Raw genomic sequence first — 17311 nt, 5'->3', positions numbered from 1 at the left:
CGGCCGGAAGCCCTCGTACTGGACGTACTTGGGCTTTCGGCCGGTGCGGCGAGTGGGGGTACCCCCTCTGGGGGAGCGTGCAGGGCGTCGCGACGGGGCGAACGTTGCCTGTTGCGGCACTAGATCTCGGGCACCCCGCGCAGACGCCCGTGCACCGCGTACGGCCCCGCCGTGGACGCGGCGCGCACCCGCGTGCCGCCGTCCACCAGCAGATCCGCGCCCGTGATCCACTCGGCCGCGTCCGACGCGAGCCACACCACCGCCCGCGCCACGTCCTCCGGCTCCCCGATCCGCCCGAGCGGCAGCCCCGCGGCCACCTCCTCCTCGCCCGGCTCCCACACGAACCGGGCCATCTCGGTGCGCACCAGCCCGGGGGAGACGGAGTTCACCCGCACCCGGGGCGCGAGTTCACCCGCGAGCTGCCCGGTGAGATGGAGCAGGGCCGCCTTGGTCGTGCCGTACGCCCCGACGTTCGGGCCCACGTGACCGGCGCCCTCGGTGCACACGTTGACGACGGCCCCGCCGTGCTCGCGCATCCAGCCCCGCCACGCGCACCGCACCAGCCGCAGCGGAGCCTCGACGTTGACGGCGAACGCCGCCCGCCACTCCTCCGGTCCGGCGTCCATCAGCGGGCCGTACGGCCGGTTCGTCGCCGCGTTGTTGACGACGACGTCCAGCCGCCCGAACTCATCCAGCGCCAGGTCCGTCAGCGCCTCCAGATGCCCCGGCGCGGCCACGTCCCCGGCCAGCCCGATCCCGCCCAGCGCGGCGGCCGTGCGCCGCACCTCTGCCGCGTCCCGTGCGGTCACGCACACCAGCGCCCCGGCCGCCGTGAGCCCCTCGGCCACGGCCCGCCCGATCCCCCGCGTGCCGCCGGTGACGACGGCCGCCCTGCCGCTCAGTGCGTACGACGACGTCATCGCCGTACCGTCTCATGACGGACCGTCAGAGAACAGGGGTGTGCAAGCCCTCAGTCCACGGCGCCGAGCCTCGCGTGCCGGGCCGCGAGGAGTTCCAGGACGGTGCGCCAGTCCTCCAGCACACCGGCGTCGAAGGCCGCGGTCCGGCCCTCCTCGGCGGCCTGGCGCAGCCGCAGCAGATCGTCGTCGGCGGGCGAGCCGTCCCCGCGTACCAGCCGGAACACCCGCTCCCCGAGCAGCGGACGCACCGCCTCGGCCGCGCTGCGGGCCCGGCCCGCCTCGTCCCCCGGGCGCAGTACCGGCCCGATCCCGCGCACCAGCCCCGCCACCTGGAGCTCCTTGTCGGCGGGACGGCTTCGGCGCAGCAGCGCCGCGGTCCGCAGCGCGTCCTGATGCCGGCCGGCGTACAGCAGATCCATCAGCTCCTCGACGCTGCGCAGCTCCATGCGTCAGTCCTTCCGCGAGACAGCCGTTGTCCGCCACCAGCAGATCAGGGCGAGCTTGCCGCTCGGCCAACAGCACCTGAACCGTGCCGCGTCGCCCAGTAGACCAACCGGGTGAATCGAGGTGTGGGGCGAGTGATGCGCTTTGTGGCATATAGCGGCATATTGAGGGTCATTGAGGTGCCGCATGACTCATAGGAGTTACAGCTTGTTTGCACTCCCTATCGAGCGGACCTCCGCTCATTTGGTTACCCTGTAAGGAACGGACAGCAGTACTGGGTCCCACCCACACCCGACGTCCGTACGTACCGGCGCCACCGCGTCCGAACTGGCCTTCCATCCAGACCCGAGCGGGCGTCCAGCACCGGAGCACATGCTGTCCGGCAGGTCCCCGAGGGTGACCCGACACATAAGGAGTGCGCGGTGACATCGGAGAAGACGAATCGCGAGCAACGCCCCGAGGAACAGACGGAGCGCGGGAGCCGACGGCCCGGCGAGCTCGGCAGCCTCGACGTGTGGGCCCGGTCGGCGCCCATCCGCCTCGCGGGCTACGAGGACGACCTCGCCGAGCCGCACATCCTGCCCAGCGTCGACTGAGCCGGGCGGATCCGTTCGCGATCGCCGTACGCGTGGGCGTGGCTGCCGGGGCCGGCCTGGCAGACTCACGCCCATGCTGATCAGAGAAGCCGCGGCCGCCGACTGGCCGCGGATCTGGCCTTTCTGGCACCGGATCGTCGCCGCCGCCGAGACCTACGCCTGGAACCCGGAAACGAGCGAGGACGACGCCCGCGCCCTGTGGATGAGCCCGGCCAAGCGCGTGTACGTCGCCGAGAACCCCGCGGGAGACGTGGTCGGCTCGGCCTACCTCGCCCCCAACTACGGCGGCCCCGCCGCCCGCGTGGCCAATGCCGGCTTCATGGTCGACCCCGACCACACGGGCCAGGGCGTCGGCCGAGCCCTCGCCGAACACGTCCTGGCCGAGGCCAGGGCGCACGGCTACCGCGCGATGGTCTTCAACGCCGTGGTCGAGACCAACCCCGCTGTCGCCCTGTGGACCTCCCTCGGCTTCACGATCCTGGGCACGGTCCCGCAGGCGTACGACCACCCCCGGCACGGCCGGGTGGGGCTGCACATCATGTACCGGTCCCTGGAATAGACAGGTTCAGGAGCCGGCACCGGTCATCGGTGCCGTCCGCTGCCAGGGCCGCCGCTTCTCCAGCTCCTGCGCCAGCCCCAGCAGGACGTCCTCCGAGCCCGGCCGTCCGACGAGCTGTACGGCGCAGGGGGCGCCCGAGGGCAGGGTGCCGAGCGGGACCGACATCGCCGGCCAGCCCGTCAGGTTCCACGGCGGGGTGAACGGGGAGTACGCCGTGTTGGCGAGGATGTTGCGCAGCCAGCCGCGCTCGTGCCAGGGACCGGCCGCGGGGGAGCGGCGGGCCAGGGCCGGGGTGAGCAGGACGTCGTGCTCGGTGAAGAAGGGCGTCAGATGCGCACGCAGCCGCTCGCGGGCGTCGCCGGTCCGCACCGAGCCGACGGAACGCCGGCCCAGCGCCGCGTGCACCCGGGTCCGCCGGGCCAGCCGGGCCGGGTCCAGGCCCTCGGCGTCCACGGCCGTCCCCGCCGTCCAGTGCCGCAGCGCGGTCACGCCCAGGGAGAGCGGATAGGGCGGCTCGGCCCGCCGCACCTGGTGCCCGCCCCGCGCCAGCACACCGGCAGCCTCCCGCACCGCGGTCGTATACGGCCTGCTCACGCTGATCCCGGCCAGCGGGCTGCGCAGGGCCACGGCGACCCGCAGCGACACGGGCTCCGACGCCCTGGGGAGTGCGCTGCCGGCGAGCACGTCCAGCATCAGCCGCAGATCCTCGACCGTGGTGGCGAGCGGGCCGTTCTCCGCCATGCCGAACCAGTCGCCGTGGCCTATCCCGGCCGGCACCACCCCGTGCCCGGGCTTCAGTGTGACCAGACCGCAGTTCGCCGCCGGGATGCGCAGCGAGCCCATGCCGTCGTTGCCGAGCGCGAGCGGCACCAGCCCCGCGGCCACGGCAGCCGCGCTGCCGCCGGAGGAGCCGCCCGCCGTACGGGAGAGGTCCCACGGATTGCGGGTCGTGCCGTACACACCCTCCGTGGTGCCGAAGACACACAGCTCGGGCACGTTCGTCAGCCCCACGACCACCGCTCCGGCCGCCCGCAGCCGGGCCACCGTGACATGGTCCGCGTCGGCCGGGGTGCCGGGCGTGGCGGCCGAGCCGTCGCGATGCGCCTCGCCGCGCACCGCCAGGTTGTCCTTCACGGCCAACGGCACACCCGCGAGCGGAAGTTCGGCCAGGTCGGCGCGCGAGGCCAGCTCGTCGGCCTCGGCGAGCGCCGCCTCGGATCGCACCTTCCGGAAGGCCCCGACCCGCCCGTCGAGCCGCTCGATCCGCGCGAGGTGCTCCGCCACCACCTCCCGGGGCGTGACCTCCTTCGCGCGTACGGCGGCGGCGATCTCTGCGGCGGTCCGGCCGGCCCAGTTCCCCACGGGCACTCCTCGTTACTCGCTGGTATCAGGCAAGGTGCACCGAGAACTGTGCCGGTTCGGCGGCGCTACGTCGAGAGGCCGCCGGCAGCGCGGGCTCGCAGGTCGCCCGGCAGCAGGCCGGGGATCCGCGGCCGCTCCTCGCCGGGTACCCGCGGATCGAGAGCCGCACGGAACAGCCCGAGGTGCGCCTCGGGGGTTTCCCCGAGACCGACCAGGGGTCCACGGCTTCCGGCGCGCACCCGTTCCCGGCGCGGGGATCGCCGACGCGGTCCACGAGGGCCGGCGGATCAACCTGCCGGAACGGACGATCACCGGCGCGCACGACGCAGTCCCCGCTGGTGAGCGTCGACAACGACGCCGTCGTGATCACGGCGGTGAGACTCGGCGACGACGGCAGCGGCGATGTGGTGGTCCGCTGCCACGGGGTGCACGGGGGCAGGGCTCGCACGACGCTCACGGCGGGCTTCGAGGTCGCGGACGTGACGGTGACGGACCTGCTGGAACGATCGCTGCCGGAGGCGGCGGAACGCAACGGCGTCAGCGTCCCCTTGCTCCTGCGGCCGTTCCAGTCGGTGACGTTGCGACTCGGCCGAGCCTGCGGCCCGCCCCCTGCCTCAGGGCCCGAGCTGGGCCCGCAACCACTCCTCCACCTCACCCACATGCGCGGCCGCCGCAGCCCTCGCCGCCTCCGGATCCCGCGCGGCGAGGGCCCGGTGGATCGCCGTATGTTCGCGCCGCGTCCGCGCGAACGCCCCCTCCTCCTGATACCCCCGCCACACCCGGGCCCGGAAGGTGCGCGACGACAGTCCCTCCAGGATCGCCGCCATGGTCTCGTTGCCCGCCGCAGCGGCGATCTCCCGGTGGAAGGCGAGATCGTGGGCGAGGATCTCCTCGGGGTCGTCGGAGGCGTTCATCGCGGCCAAGTGCTTCTCCACGGTGGCGAGTTGACTGTCGGTGATCCGTGCGGCGGCCAGCGCCGTGGCCGTGGACTCCAGGATCCGCCGTACCTCCAGCAGCTCCACCAGCCGTGGTCCCCGGGACAGATCCGCGACCACCCCGAAGGTCTCCAGCAGGTCGCCGGCCTCCAGTGCGGTGACGTAGATGCCGGATCCGTGCCGGGCCTCCAGGACGCCCAGTACCGTCAGCGCACGAATCGCCTCCCGCATCGAGCTGCGCGAGATGCCGAGCTGGACCGCGAGATCCCGCTCGGTGGGCAGCCGCTGGCCCGGCTCCAGCCGGCCCTCGGCGATCATCGCCTTGATCTGCTCGATGGCGCGCTGGGTCACCGTGCCCTTCTGCGGTGCTGCCTCGTCCACGCCACTCCTCCAGTCACCCGGTGCGACGCAGTCTAACCAGCGTAGTGGTCCGACCACTATGCCGCGCTGGGCGGGAATTTCGCTGCAAGAGGGTGTTGTCTCGTCTCATTGGTCTGATAAGTATGCGGCGTCTGCTTGAAAACCCTCGGACCACACCCTCGACACCACCCTCGACGAGGAGCCGCGAGATGCCCGCCAGCACAGTGTGGAAACGCAAGCGGTCACGGATCATCGGCGCGGTGGCTCTGGCCGCCGGCGCCTCGCTCATGCTCGCCGCCTGCGGCAGCACCAAGGACACCGCGAGCGCGGGGGGTGGCGGCACCGGCAAGGTGGGTGTGATCCTGCCGCTGCTGACCTCGCCGTTCTGGCAGTCGTACAACGACTACGTGCCCAAGATGGCGAAGTCCGAGGGCGTCGAGGTGCTGAAGACGGTCAACTCCAACAGCGACCCCTCGCAGCAGATCACCGACATCGACAACGAACTCACCCAGGACGTCAAGGGACTGGTGGTCGCCCCGCTGGACAGCGCCGCCATCCAGGCGGGGCTCGACCAGGCCGAGCGCAAGGGCGTTCCCGTGGTCGCCGTGGACGTCGCGCCCGACAAGGGCAAGGTCGCCATGGTGGTGCGCGCCGACAACGTGGCGTACGGCGAGAAGGCCTGCGACTACCTCGGACAGCACGTCGGCAGCGGCAAGGTCGTGCAGATCATGGGCGACCTCGCCTCGGTCAACGGCCGCGACCGCTCCGAGGCCTTCCGGTCCTGTGTGACGAAGAAGTACCCGAAGCTGAAGGTGCTGGAGATCCCCGCCAAGTGGGAGTCCGACACCGCCGCCGCCAAGCTCGACACCCTGCTGGGCGCCAACCCCGACATCAAGGGCATCTACCTCCAGGCCGGCGGCGTCTACCTCGCGCCGACCCTGCAGACCCTGAAGTCCAAGAACATGCTCAAGCCCGCCGGGCAGCAGGGCCACGTCACCATCGTCTCCAACGACGGCATCCCGCAGGAGTTCGACGCCATCCGCAAGGGCCAGATCGACGCCACGGTCTCCCAGCCCGCCGATGCCTACGCCCAGTACGGCCTGTACTACATCAAGGCCGCGATGGCCGGGAAGACGTTCCGGCCCGGCCCGACCGACCACGGCTCCACGATCGTCAAGCTGCCCAGCGGCATCCTGGAGGACCAGCTGCCCGCACCCCTGGTCACCAAGGCCGACGTCGACGACCCCAAGCTGTGGGGCAACACGGTCAAATGAGTACACCGCTCGTTGAAGCCGAAGGCATCGTCAAACGGTACGGCCCCACCGTCGCTCTCGCCGACGGCCGGCTCACCGTCCACGCGGGCGAGTCCCACGCCCTGGTCGGCCGCAACGGCGCCGGCAAGTCCACCCTGGTCGGCATCCTCACCGGACTCCAGGCCCCGGACGAGGGCACGGTCCGCTTCGACGGCGAGCCCGCGCCCCCGCCGGCCGACCGGGACGCCTGGCGCCGCAAGGTCGCCTGCGTCTACCAGAAACCGACGGTCGTCCCGGAGCTGACCGTCGCCGAGAACCTGTTCCTCAACCGGCAGCCCACCGGCCGCGGTCTCATCAGCTGGCGCCGGCTGCGCCGGGACGCCGCCGAGCTGCTCGGCACCTGGGACGTGCACGTCGATCCCGAGGCGCGCACCGCCGACCTCCGGGTCGAGGACCGCCAGATGGTGGAGATCGCACGGGCGTTGAGCCTCGGCGCCCGGTTCATCGTGCTGGACGAACCCACCGCCCAGCTCGACAACCGGGAGATCGAGCGGCTCTTCACCCGCATGCGCTCCCTGCAGGACTCCGGCGTCACCTTCCTGTTCATCTCGCACCACCTCCAGGAGGTCTACGAGGTCTGCCAGGCCGTCACCGTGCTGCGCGACGCCCGCTGGATCACCACCGCCCCGGTCGCGGGCCTGCCCAAGGCGGCCCTGGTGGAGGCCATGGCGGGGGAGACCGTCGCCGAACAGGCCGTAGAAGCACGGCAGTTCGATGAGGACGCCGCCGTACTGCTGGCGGCGCGCGGGCTCACCTCACCGGCGTACGAGAACGTCGACCTCACCGTCCGGCGCGGCGAGGTCGTCGGACTCGCCGGGTCCAGCGGCAGCGGCAACACCGAACTCGCCGAGTCCTTCGCCGGACTGCACACCCCGACCGGCGGCACCGCCCGACTGGACGGCGAACGGCTTCCGTTCGGCGATGTGCGGGCCGCGCTGCGGGCCGGGGTCGGCTGTGTGCCGCGCGACCGGCACGAGCAGGGACTGGTGTCCGGCATGAGCATCGGCGACAACGCCACGCTCAGCGTGCTGGACCGGCTCGGCCGGGCCGGCTTCGTCGGCACCGACCGGCGGCGCCGGTTCGCCGCCGACCTGATCGACCGCCTCGACATCCACGCCGAAGGCCCCGACCAGCCCGTGTCCGACCTGTCCGGCGGCAACGCGCAGAAGGTCGTCATGGCCCGCGCCCTCGCCTCCGGCCCCCGGCTGCTGGTCCTGATCAACCCCACCGCCGGCGTCGACGTGAAGTCCAAGGAGTCCCTGCTCGCCCGCATGGACAGCGCCCGCGACGACGGCACCGCCGTGCTCGTCGTCTCCGACGAACTCGACGACCTGCGCCGCTGCGACCGCGTCCTCGTCCTCTTCCACGGCCGTGTCGTCGCCGAGCACCCGGCCGGCTGGCACGACCACGAGCTGATCGCCTCCATCGAAGGAGTTGACCATGGCTGAGACCCGGGCGGCCCCACAGCTCGCGCCCCCGAAGACCCCGGACGCGCGGCCGGCCAGAGCTGTCCTGCTCCGCCGCGCCCGCGAACTCGCCCTCGTTCCCGCCCTGTTGCTGCTCCTGGTGCTCGGCGCCCTGGTCAACGACTCCTTCCTCACCGAGCGGAACCTGATCTCCATCCTCGGTGCCTCAGCCGCGCTCGCGATGGTCGTGCTCGCCGAGTCCCTCGTCCTGATCACCGGCAAGTTCGACCTGTCCCTGGAGTCGGTCGTCGGCATCGCACCAGCCGTCGGCGCCCTGCTGGTGCTGCCCGCCGGCCAGTCCGGCTGGGGCACCGAACTCCCCGCCGCCCTCTCCCTGCTCGCGATTCCCCTGGTCGGCGCGGCCATCGGCGCCTTCAACGGCGTGCTCGTCGTGAAGTTCCGGCTCAACGCCTTCATCGTCACCCTCGCGATGCTCATCGTGCTGCGCGGCCTGCTCGTCGGCGCCACCAAGGCCAAGACCCTGTTCGGCATGCCCGACAGCTTCTCCTCCCTGGCCACCACCACCTTCCTCAACGTCCCGATGTCCGTGTGGCTCGCCGCCGTCGCCTTCACCGTCACCGGGTTCCTGCTGAAGTACCACCGCACCGGCCGCGCCCTGTACGCGATCGGCGGCAACGCGGATGCCGCCCGTGCGGCCGGGGTCCGCGTGGACCGGGTGATGCTCGGTGTGTACGTCGTCGCCGGTGTCCTCGCCTCGATCGGCGGCCTGCTGCAGACCGGGTACGTCGGCGCGATCAGCGCCAACCAGGGCCAGAACATGATCTTCACCGTGTTCGCCGCCGCGGTGATCGGCGGCATCAGCCTGGACGGCGGCAAGGGCACCATGTCCGGCGCCCTGACCGGCGTCCTGCTGCTGGGCGTCGTACAGAACCTGCTCACCCTCGCCCAGGTCCCGTCGTTCTGGATCCAGGCCATCTACGGCGGCATCATCCTCGTCGCCCTCATGATCGCCCGCGTGACGACGGGCCGCGCCCAGGACTGACCCCAGCCACCAACCGCCCCCTGACGGAAAGGACTTCAGTGTCCCAGGCCCCCGCCCGCATCACCGCGGTCGACACCCACGACATCCGTTTCCCCACCTCGCGCGAGCTCGACGGCTCCGACGCGATGAACCCGGACCCCGACTACTCGGCGGCCTACGTGGTGCTGCGCACCGACGCCGCCGACGGGCTGGAGGGACACGGATTCGTCTTCACCATCGGGCGGGGCAACGACGTCCAGGTCGCCGCGATCGACGCGCTGCGCGACCATGTGCTCGGCCGTGACGTGGCGGAGCTGTGCGCCGACCCCGGCGCGCTCTTCCGGGACCTGATCGGCGACAGCCAGCTGCGCTGGCTCGGCCCCGAGAAGGGCGTGATGCACATGGCGAGCGGGGCCGTCGTCAACGCCGTCTGGGACCTCGCCGCCCGCCGGGCCGGCAAGCCGCTGTGGCAGCTGCTCGCCGACGCCGACCCGGAGTGGCTGGTCGCGCAGATCGACTTCCGGTACCTCACCGACGCCCTCACCCCCGAGGAGGCCCTCGACCTGCTCAGGCGGGGCAAGGAGGGCGCCGAGGGGCGCCGTGCGCGGCTGCTGGAGCGCGGCTTCCCCGCCTACACCACCTCCCCGGGCTGGCTCGGCTACGACGACGACAAGCTCGGCCGGCTCGCCGCGCAGGCCGTCGCCGACGGCTTCACGCAGATCAAGCTGAAGGTCGGCGCCGACCTCGACGACGACGTCCGGCGCTGCCGGGTCGCCCGCGCCGTGATCGGACCGGACATCCGCCTCGCCGTCGACGCCAACCAGCGCTGGAACGTCGACGAGGCGATCCGCTGGACCCGGGCCCTCGCCGAGTTCGGCCCGTACTGGATCGAGGAGCCCACCAGCCCCGACGACGTCCTCGGGCACGCCGCGATCCGCCGTGCGGTGGCCCCGGTGAAGGTCGCCACCGGCGAACACGTCCACAACCGCGTCATGTTCAAGCAGATGCTCCAGGCGGGTGCCCTCGACATCGTCCAGATCGACGCCGCCCGCGTCGCCGGCGTCAACGAGAACCTCGCCGTCCTGCTGCTCGCCGCCAAGTTCGGCGTCCCGGTCTGCCCGCACGCCGGCGGGGTCGGCCTGTGCGAGCTCGTCCAACACCTCTCGATGTTCGACTACGTGGCGGTCTCCGGCACCACCGAGGACCGGGTCATCGAATACGTCGACCACCTCCACGAACACTTCGTCACCCCGGTCGTCATCCGCGCCGGCCACTACACCGCGCCCACCGAGCCCGGCTTCTGTGCCGCCCTGCGCCCGGAGTCCGTCGCGCGCTACACCTTCCCCGGCGGCACCTACTGGGCCGCCGACCCCGACACCCAGAAGGGAGAGGCCGCATGAGCGAGTTCGCCGGCCTGAAGGCCCTGGTCACCGGCGGCGCCTCCGGTATCGGCCGGGCCACCGCCGACCTCCTTGCCGCGCGCGGCGCCCAGGTCGCCGTCCTCGACCGGGACACCGCCGGCGTCGACAAGCCGCTGCTGGCGTACCGGGCCGATGTCACCGACGACACCTCGGTACGGACGGCGGTCGAGCGGGCCGCCGACGACCTCGGCGGGCTGGACATCCTGGTCAACAACGCCGGCATCGGCGCCCAGGGCACGGTCGAGGACAACGACGACACCGAGTGGCGGCACGTCTTCGACGTCAACGTCCTCGGCATGGTCCGCACCGCCCGCGCCGCCCTGCCGTATCTGCGCCGCTCCGGGCACGCGGCGATCGTCAACACCTGCTCCATCGCGGCCACCGCAGGACTGCCCAGCCGCGCCCTGTACAGCGCCAGCAAGGGCGCCGTGTACTCCCTGACCCTCGCCATGGCCGCCGACCATGTCCGCGAGGGCATCCGCGTCAACTGCGTCAACCCCGGTACGGTGGACACCCCGTGGGTCGGCCGGCTGCTGGACGCGGCCCCCGACCCGGCCGCCGAACGCGCCGCCCTTCAGGCCCGCCAGCCCACCGGCCGCCTCGTCTCGGCCGCCGAAGTCGCGGGTGCCATCGCCTACTTGGCCGGACCCCTCTCCGGTGCCATTACCGGCACCGCGCTCGCCGTCGACGGCGGCATGCAGGGCCTGAGGCTGCGCCCGGCGGGCCGGTGAGACGGCTCGGCCGCAGCGGCGTCGAGGTCACCCCGCTCGGCTTCGGCGCCGCCTCGATCGGCAACCTCTACACCGCACTGGACGACCGGCAGGCGCACGACACCGTGGCCGCCGCCTGGCAGCGCGGCATCCGCTACTTCGACACCGCCCCGCACTACGGCCTCGGCCTGTCCGAACGCCGGCTGGGCGCGGCCCTGCGGGAGCACGACCGCGCCGCCTACACGGTCTCCACCAAGGCCGGCCGCCGCCTCGAACCCGCCGACGACGCCGACGGCACCGGCGACGACCTGGCGCACGGCTTCGCCGTACCCGCGACCCACCGGCGCGTGTGGGACTTCAGCGCCGACGGCGTCCGCCGCTCCCTGGAGGCCAGCCTCACCCGGCTCGGCCTGGACCGCGTCGACATCGTGTATCTGCACGACCCCGACGACCACGCCGAACAGGCCTTCCACGAGGGCTATCCGGCCCTGGAGAAGCTGCGCGGCGAGGGCGTGGTGGGCGCGATCGGCGCGGGCATGAACCAGACGGAGATGCTCACCCGGTTCGTCCGCGACACCGACGTGGACGTGGTTCTGTGCGCGGGCCGGTACACCCTGCTCGACCGGAGCGCCGCCACCGCACTGCTGCCGCTGGCCGCCGAGCGCGGGGTGTCGGTCGTCCTCGGCGGGGTCTTCAACTCGGGCCTGCTGGCCGACCCGAGACCCGATGCGACGTACAACTACGGTCGGGCACCCGATGAGTTGCTTGCACGGGCCGCGCGGATGAAGGCGGTCGCCGAACGGCACGGCACCACCCTGCGCGCCGCCGCACTGGCCTTCTCAGCCGCCCACCCGGCCGTCGCCTGCGTGCTGACCGGACCCCGTTCGGCAGCCGAAGTCCACGACTGTGCCGACCAGTTCGCGGCCCGCGTCCCGGTGGAATTCTGGCAGGAGCTGCGGGAGTCAGGCCTCCTGAGCACCGAGGAGGGTCCGTCATGAGAGCCGAGCTGCACACCAAGGTCCGTGGCGACCGGTTCGCCGTGCACGACTGCTCCGGCGAAGGCGCCGACGCCGCACTGCCCGTCGTCCGGGAGCTGCCGTGACCGTCGACGCCCACCACCACGTGTGGGACCTCTCGGTACGGGACCAGGACTGGATCCCGCACCACAGCCCGCTCAGGCGCGACTTCGGCCTCGCCGACCTCGAACCCGAGGCGCGTGCGGCCGGAGTCACCCGCACCGTCCTCGTCCAGACGGTCACCGTGCCCGAGGAGACCCCGGAGTTCCTGGCCCTGGCCGACGCGCACGACCTCGTCGCCGGCGTCGTCGGCTGGACCGACCTGACGCGCCCCGGCATCGCCGAGGAACTGTCCCGGCTGCGCGAACTCCCGGGCGGCACCCACCTGAAGGGCATGCGGCACCAGGTGCAGGGCGAGCCCGACCCGGGGTGGCTGCTGCGCCCGGACGTCCTGAGGGGTCTGAGGGCGATCGCGGACGCCGGCCTCGTCTACGACCTCGTCGTCCTGCCGCACCAGCTCCCCGCCTGCGCCGAGGTGGCCGCGTCCCTGCCTGAACTGACCTTCGTCCTCGACCACTTGGGCAAGCCACCGATCGCATCCGGGGCCCTCGAACCCTGGGCCACCGGCCTGCGCTCCCTCGCCGCCCTGCCCAACACCGTCTGCAAACTCTCCGGCATGGTCACGGAGGCCGACCCCGCCTCCTGGACCGTCGCCGACCTGCGCCCGTACGCCGAGACCGTCCTGGACGCCTTCGGGCCGGACCGCCTGATGTTCGGCTCGGACTGGCCGGTGTGCACGACCGCCGGAACGTACGGGGAAGTCCTCGACGCGACCGTCCAGTTGATCGGCCCGGCCGATCGCACCCGCATCCTGGAGACCACCGCCACCCGCGTCTACGACCTCTGAGCCACCTCTGCCAGCCGCGTCGGCGGGAGATACTCGCGCACGTACGTCCGCTCCCAGCACGCCCCCGTCTCCCGCAGCTCCCGCCAGGTGGTGTAGCGGTAGCGGAAGAGGCGGGCCCGGACGTAGCGGGGCGGCGTGTCCGGCGGGAAGGGGGAGCGGCGCAGGAGGCGCAGCGTGTCGCGGTCGTTCTCCAGCAGCCGCTCCACCAGACCGCCGAACCACTCACCGGCATAGGCGGGGGACAGCGCCGCGAACCACATCAGCCAGTCCAGCCGCAGATGGTACGGCGCGAACTGGCGTGGCCAGTGCCGGGTGTCCCCGGGCTTGCCGCGGAACTCGTACTCCCGCCAGTCCGAGTCCTCGCGCGGCACGTCGTCCAGCGTGCCCTCGACCACCACCTCGTAGCGGACCCGGCTGACGCTGCCGAACGCGCCGTAGGTGTTCACCAGGTGCAGCGGGTCGAAGGAGCGGTTCATGATCTGGCGCCGGGAGATCATGTTCGTCACCGGGCGGTAGCTCAGGTACAGCAGCAGCGCGGCGAGCGCGAGCACCACGATCTCGTACCCGAGGGGCGTGTGCGGTACGGACGGTGCGGAGCCGGGGATCCGGAGTGCCGACAGGGCCAGCACGATGGTGATCCAGTTCAGCCAGGAGAAGTTGCCGGACAGCACCAGCCACAGCTGGGTGGCGATCATCAGCGCGGCGGCGGCCGAGGCGATCGGCTGCGGGGTGAACAGCAGGACCGGCACGACGAGTTGGGTGACGTGGTTCGCGGCGACCTCGACGCGGTGCAGCGGCTTGGGCAGATGGTGGAAGAACCAGCTCAGCGGGCCCGGCATGGGCTGGGTCTCGTGGTGGTGGTACAGGCAGGTCAGCTTGCGCCAGCACGCGTCGCCGCGCAGCTTGATCAGACCGGCGCCGAACTCCACCCGGAACAGGATCCAGCGCAGCAGGAACAGCACCACGACCGGCGGCGCGACCTTGTCGTTGCCGAGGAACGCGGCCAGGAAACCCGTCTCCAGCAGCAGCGACTCCCAGCCGAACGCGTACCAGGTCTGGCCCACGTTCACGATCGACAGATACAGCGCCCACGGCACCAGCCACAGCATGATCCCGGCCCACAGCGGCAGCAGGGAGTCCGCCCCGGCGAGCAGGGCCGCCGACGCCGCGCAGCCCGCCCAGGCGCAGCCCGCGAAGAAGCGGTCCGAGTAGTACAGATGGAACAGGCTCGGGGCCCGCTTGAAGGGGGCCAGTGCCACGAAGCGGGGGATCGGCAGCATGCCGCGCTCGCCCAGCAGGGCACGGAACTGCCGGGCCGCCGTCAGGAACGCGACCAGGTACAGCGCGGCCAGCGCCCGCTGGAGGACCAGCCGGCTCAGCCAGTAGTCGGGAGCGGTGAACCAGTTCACGGCTGCGTGCCCTTCGTCATGGCCGCACCGCCGGGGCCGTTTCCATCATGACCGCCCCCCGAGTTGCCAGCCAAACGGGTGCAATGCAGACAATAGAGCGTAAGTCACCCATAGTGATGCGGAGTGTACGGTGCGGATACCCACCGGATCCATCGTCACGGCCCTCGTGCTCTCGGCCGCGCTCCTCGTGACCGGCTGCATCCGCCCCGGCGTCAGGGAGGCCCCGCTGGGCGCGGAGGTCTACCTCCAGCCCGCCGCCTCCCAGGGGCCCGACCCCTTCACCGACTCCACGGCCACCGAGCCGACCACGCCCCAGACTCCGGGCTCCGGCACCACGGGCTCCATCGGTCCTGCCGTTCCGGCCGGACCCGGTTCCGCCGTTCCCACCGCTCCTGCCGTCCCCACCGGCTCCGTCCCCGCCGTTCCCCTCACCCCCACCGCCGCCCCACCCCCTGGCATCGGCCCCATCGCTCCGACCGTCCCCGCATCCGCCCGGCGGCCGGCCCTCCCGGCCGCGCTGCCCGTCGTACCCCTGCCGGCGATGCGCGCGCTGCCGGGCGGGACGCCCGGTCTCTACGGCGGGACCGAGCGCGTCGCCGGCTGCGACGTCGAACGGCAGATCGGGTATCTGACGGCGGACCGGGCCCGGGGCGGCGCCTTCGCCGGTGCGGCCGGGATCTCGGCGCCGGACCTGCCGGGCTATCTGCGCGGCCTGACCCCCGTCATGCTGCGTGCCGACACCCGGGTCACCAATCACGCCTACCGTGCCGGGCAGGCGGCCGCCTACCAGGCCGTGCTCCAGGCCGGCACCGCCGTCCTCGTGGACAACCGGGGCGTGCCCCGGGTGCGCTGTGCCTGCGGCAACCCGCTGGGGCCGCCCGCACCGGGCCACGACGGCCTCGGCACCCGCGGCACCGTCTGGTCCGGGTACCGGCCGGGCCAGGTCATCGCGGTGACCCCGGCACCCCGCGCCGTCGCCGGCTTCACGATCCTCGACGTCGCGACGCACACCTGGATCGGGCGCCGCATCGGCCATGACGTCCGCCGCGACCAGATCGTCCCCGCGCCCGCCCGGACCACCACCGCCCTGCCCGACCCGGACCCGGCGGACCCGGCGCCCGCGGGCACGGGACCGCCGTACACCCTGCCGCCCAGCCCGCGGCCGGGGACCACCGCGCCCTCCGCCCCGGCCCCCGGGCTGGCCCTCCAGCAGAACCCGCCGTCCCTCGACCTCACCCTGGACCCGCCCTACGACATCGGCCCGCCCGACGCCCCCGCCGGTGCCTCCGGCGGGGGACAGCCACACCCCTGACCACACCCCGGACCACACCCCGAGACGCACCGCCCGGTGGGCTCCCCGGCCTCGTCCCGATCAGGTCGAAGAATCCGGCAATCCCTGGCAAGGTGGCCCCATGGCTGATCGGGGAGCGAGTGCCCTGTCACTCCCGGCGGACTGGCCCGCCCACCCGGACCCGATCCTGGCGCTCAACCGCATGGGCACCTTCGACTGGGACCTGGACACGGGACTGTTCCACATGGACGCCCAGGCCCACGAGATCTTCGACCTGCGGCCCGAGGAGTACGACGGCCGCGCCGAGTCCCTCACCGCCCGGGTGCCGCAGCCCGAGGCGGCCCGGATGGACGCCGTGGTGGCCCAGGCCATCAAGGACGGCAGCGAGAACTACGGCAGCTACTTCCGCATCCGCTGCCGCGACGGCACCCTCCGCTGGACCCACACCCAGGGCTACATCCGGCGCGACGAGACCGGCCGCCCCCGCCGGGTCGTCGGCATCCTCCGCGACGCCACCGAGGAACTGGCCGACAGCAGCGCCCGCAGCCTGCGCGCCGCCCAGGACGAGGCGTTCCGCCAGCAGACGAACATCGTCCAGGTCGTCTCCGCCGCCCTCGCCCACGCCCGCACCGTCCAGGACGTCATCGACGTCCTCAAGGACACCCACGGCGTCCGCCATCTCGGCGCGGCCAGCCTGGTGATGGGCCTGGTGGAGGCCGGCCGGATCCGGCTCGTCGCCGAGGGCCCCGCCTACGCCTCCGTGCCCGGCACCAAGGTCACCCGGATCGAGGAGCCGTACCCGATGGGCGAGGTCGTGCGCACGCTCCTGCCGCGCTTCATCGAGTCGCCCGAGGAGTTCGCCGAGGGCTACCCGATCCTCTGGCCGCACCTCACCGACCTGCACATCACCTCGGCCGCCTATCTCCCGCTGATCGCCCAGGCCCGCCCGATCGGCGCCATGGGCCTGCTCTACAGCGACCGGCGCGGCTTCTCCGCCGAGGAGCGCGCCGTCCTGGTCGCGCTCGGCAGCAGCATCGCGCAGAGCCTGCAGCGGGCCATGCTCTACGAGCAGGAGAAGGACCTCGCCCAGGGCCTGCAGCAGGCCATGCTGCCGCGCACCATCCCCAGCGTCCGCGGCGCCGACGTCGCCGTCCGCTATCGCGCCGCCACCGCCGGGGGCGGCCTCGGCCGGGACATCGGCGGCGACTGGTACGACCTGATCCCGCTGCCCGGCGGCCGGGTCGGCGCGGTCATCGGCGACGTCCAGGGCCATGACACCCACGCGGCGGCCGTCATGGGCCAGCTGCGGATCGTGCTGCGCGCCTACGCCGCCGAAGGGCACACCCCGGCCACCGTGATGGCCCGCGCCTCCGTCTTCCTGTACGAACTCGACACCGACCGCTTCGCCACCTGCCTGTACGCCGAGGCCGACCTGGCCACCGGAGTCGTACAGGCGGTGCGCGCCGGGCACATCGACCCGCTGATCCGGCACACCGACGGCACCTGCCGCCGGGCCCCGGTCCACGGCGGGCTGCCGCTGGGCCTGTCCGCCGAGTTCGGCCGGCTGGAGTACCCCGTCTCCAGCCTCGAACTCGACCCCGGCGACACCCTTCTGCTGTG

At 72.6% G+C, this 17311-nt stretch carries 15 protein-coding genes and 2 pseudogenes; 12 read left to right on the top strand and 5 right to left on the bottom strand.

The genetic code is table 11. The features are described 5' to 3' along the window. Positions 1-119: 119 nt before the first annotated feature. Together LE548_RS03155 and LE548_RS03150 are read right to left on the bottom strand one after the other, a co-directional pair. Positions 120-920: an SDR family oxidoreductase gene (locus LE548_RS03155; RefSeq protein ID WP_225095051.1), complete on the bottom strand. Its 801-nt coding sequence runs from the start codon at positions 918-920 to the stop codon at positions 120-122. A gap of 50 nt (positions 921-970) precedes the next feature. Beyond that, positions 971-1366 (bottom strand): hypothetical protein, encoded by a 396-nt coding sequence (locus tag LE548_RS03150; protein WP_225095050.1) that lies wholly within the window; start codon positions 1364-1366, stop codon positions 971-973. A 420-nt stretch (positions 1367-1786) separates the two neighbouring features. Here LE548_RS03150 and LE548_RS03145 point away from each other — a divergent pair, with 420 nt between their 5' ends. Both LE548_RS03145 and LE548_RS03140 read left to right on the top strand, forming a co-directional pair. Further along, positions 1787-1960, top strand: a complete 174-nt coding sequence (locus LE548_RS03145; protein WP_225095049.1) for a hypothetical protein — start codon at positions 1787-1789, stop codon at positions 1958-1960. Between the two features lie 73 nt (positions 1961-2033). Further along, complete coding sequence (locus LE548_RS03140; RefSeq protein WP_225095048.1) at positions 2034-2519, top strand: GNAT family N-acetyltransferase; 486 nt, start codon at positions 2034-2036, stop codon at positions 2517-2519. A 6-nt stretch (positions 2520-2525) separates the two neighbouring features. Here LE548_RS03140 and LE548_RS03135 read toward each other — a convergent pair whose 3' ends face one another. Then, complete coding sequence (locus tag LE548_RS03135; RefSeq protein ID WP_225095047.1) at positions 2526-3881, bottom strand: amidase; 1356 nt, start codon at positions 3879-3881, stop codon at positions 2526-2528. A 199-nt stretch (positions 3882-4080) separates the two neighbouring features. On the opposite strand from LE548_RS03135, the pseudogene LE548_RS03130 reads away from it, so the two are divergent. Beyond that, a pseudogene (locus LE548_RS03130) lies at positions 4081-4477 on the top strand (glycosyl hydrolase-related protein); the annotation flags it as partial. Positions 4478-4495: 18 nt separating this feature from the next. Here LE548_RS03130 and LE548_RS03125 read toward each other — a convergent pair. Then, complete coding sequence (locus tag LE548_RS03125; RefSeq protein WP_225095046.1) at positions 4496-5197, bottom strand: FadR/GntR family transcriptional regulator; 702 nt, start codon at positions 5195-5197, stop codon at positions 4496-4498. Between the two features lie 188 nt (positions 5198-5385). Between LE548_RS03125 and LE548_RS03120 the strand changes: the two genes are divergently transcribed. From LE548_RS03120 to LE548_RS03090, 7 genes are all read left to right on the top strand, one after another. After that, on the top strand, positions 5386-6450 hold the full coding sequence (locus LE548_RS03120) for a sugar ABC transporter substrate-binding protein (protein ID WP_225095045.1): 1065 nt from the start codon (positions 5386-5388) through the stop codon (positions 6448-6450). Then, on the top strand, positions 6447-7937 hold the full coding sequence (locus tag LE548_RS03115; RefSeq protein WP_225095044.1) for a sugar ABC transporter ATP-binding protein: 1491 nt from the start codon (positions 6447-6449) through the stop codon (positions 7935-7937). The genes LE548_RS03120 and LE548_RS03115 overlap by 4 nt, the downstream gene beginning before the upstream one ends. Beyond that, the gene (locus LE548_RS03110) at positions 7930-8958 is read left to right on the top strand and encodes an ABC transporter permease (RefSeq protein WP_225095043.1); all 1029 of its coding nucleotides are present in this window, start codon (positions 7930-7932) and stop codon (positions 8956-8958) included. The genes LE548_RS03115 and LE548_RS03110 overlap by 8 nt, the downstream gene beginning before the upstream one ends. 38 nt (positions 8959-8996) lie before the next feature. Beyond that, positions 8997-10337 (top strand): L-fuconate dehydratase, encoded by a 1341-nt coding sequence (locus tag LE548_RS03105; protein WP_225095042.1) that lies wholly within the window; start codon positions 8997-8999, stop codon positions 10335-10337. After that, on the top strand, positions 10334-11089 hold the full coding sequence (locus tag LE548_RS03100) for an SDR family NAD(P)-dependent oxidoreductase (protein ID WP_225095041.1): 756 nt from the start codon (positions 10334-10336) through the stop codon (positions 11087-11089). Before LE548_RS03105 ends, LE548_RS03100 begins: the two co-directional genes overlap by 4 nt. After that, entirely contained in the window at positions 11086-12066 is a 981-nt protein-coding gene (locus LE548_RS03095; RefSeq protein ID WP_225095040.1) for an aldo/keto reductase, read from the top strand. Before LE548_RS03100 ends, LE548_RS03095 begins: the two co-directional genes overlap by 4 nt. 100 nt (positions 12067-12166) lie before the next feature. After that, positions 12167-12991 (top strand): amidohydrolase, encoded by an 825-nt coding sequence (locus LE548_RS03090; protein ID WP_225095039.1) that lies wholly within the window; start codon positions 12167-12169, stop codon positions 12989-12991. On the opposite strand, the gene LE548_RS03085 is transcribed toward LE548_RS03090, so the two are convergent. Then, a complete protein-coding gene (locus LE548_RS03085) occupies positions 12979-14400 on the bottom strand; it encodes a lipase maturation factor family protein (protein ID WP_225095038.1) in 1422 nt (473 codons plus the stop codon). The two genes, LE548_RS03090 and LE548_RS03085, sit on opposite strands and share 13 nt — an antisense overlap. A 130-nt stretch (positions 14401-14530) precedes the next feature. Between LE548_RS03085 and LE548_RS03080 the strand changes: the two genes are divergently transcribed. Together LE548_RS03080 and LE548_RS03075 are read left to right on the top strand one after the other, a co-directional pair. After that, positions 14531-15712 (top strand): DUF6777 domain-containing protein, encoded by a 1182-nt coding sequence (locus LE548_RS03080; protein ID WP_225095037.1) that lies wholly within the window; start codon positions 14531-14533, stop codon positions 15710-15712. 100 nt (positions 15713-15812) lie between these two features. Then, positions 15813-17311 (top strand): annotated as a pseudogene (locus LE548_RS03075) (SpoIIE family protein phosphatase); the annotation flags it as partial.

Source organism: Streptomyces sp. CoH27 (genome assembly GCF_020181035.1).
Taxonomy (GTDB): domain Bacteria; phylum Actinomycetota; class Actinomycetes; order Streptomycetales; family Streptomycetaceae; genus Streptomyces; species Streptomyces camelliae.
The sequence above is the reverse complement of the archived record's forward strand: the minus strand, read 5'-3'. Positions and strand labels throughout refer to the sequence as shown.

Excerpts from the sequence above, each read along its gene's own strand:
- LE548_RS03150 (WP_225095050.1), bottom strand. The coding sequence starts at position 1,366 with ATGGAGCTGCGCAGCGTCGAGGAGCTGATGGATCTGCTGTACGCCGGC.
- LE548_RS03120 (WP_225095045.1), top strand. The coding sequence starts at position 5,386 with ATGCCCGCCAGCACAGTGTGGAAACGCAAGCGGTCACGGATCATCGGC.
- LE548_RS03100 (WP_225095041.1), top strand. The coding sequence starts at position 10,334 with ATGAGCGAGTTCGCCGGCCTGAAGGCCCTGGTCACCGGCGGCGCCTCC.
- LE548_RS03140 (WP_225095048.1), top strand. The coding sequence starts at position 2,034 with ATGCTGATCAGAGAAGCCGCGGCCGCCGACTGGCCGCGGATCTGGCCT.
- LE548_RS03115 (WP_225095044.1), top strand. The coding sequence starts at position 6,447 with ATGAGTACACCGCTCGTTGAAGCCGAAGGCATCGTCAAACGGTACGGC.
- LE548_RS03110 (WP_225095043.1), top strand. The coding sequence starts at position 7,930 with ATGGCTGAGACCCGGGCGGCCCCACAGCTCGCGCCCCCGAAGACCCCG.
- LE548_RS03155 (WP_225095051.1), bottom strand. The coding sequence starts at position 920 with ATGACGTCGTCGTACGCACTGAGCGGCAGGGCGGCCGTCGTCACCGGC.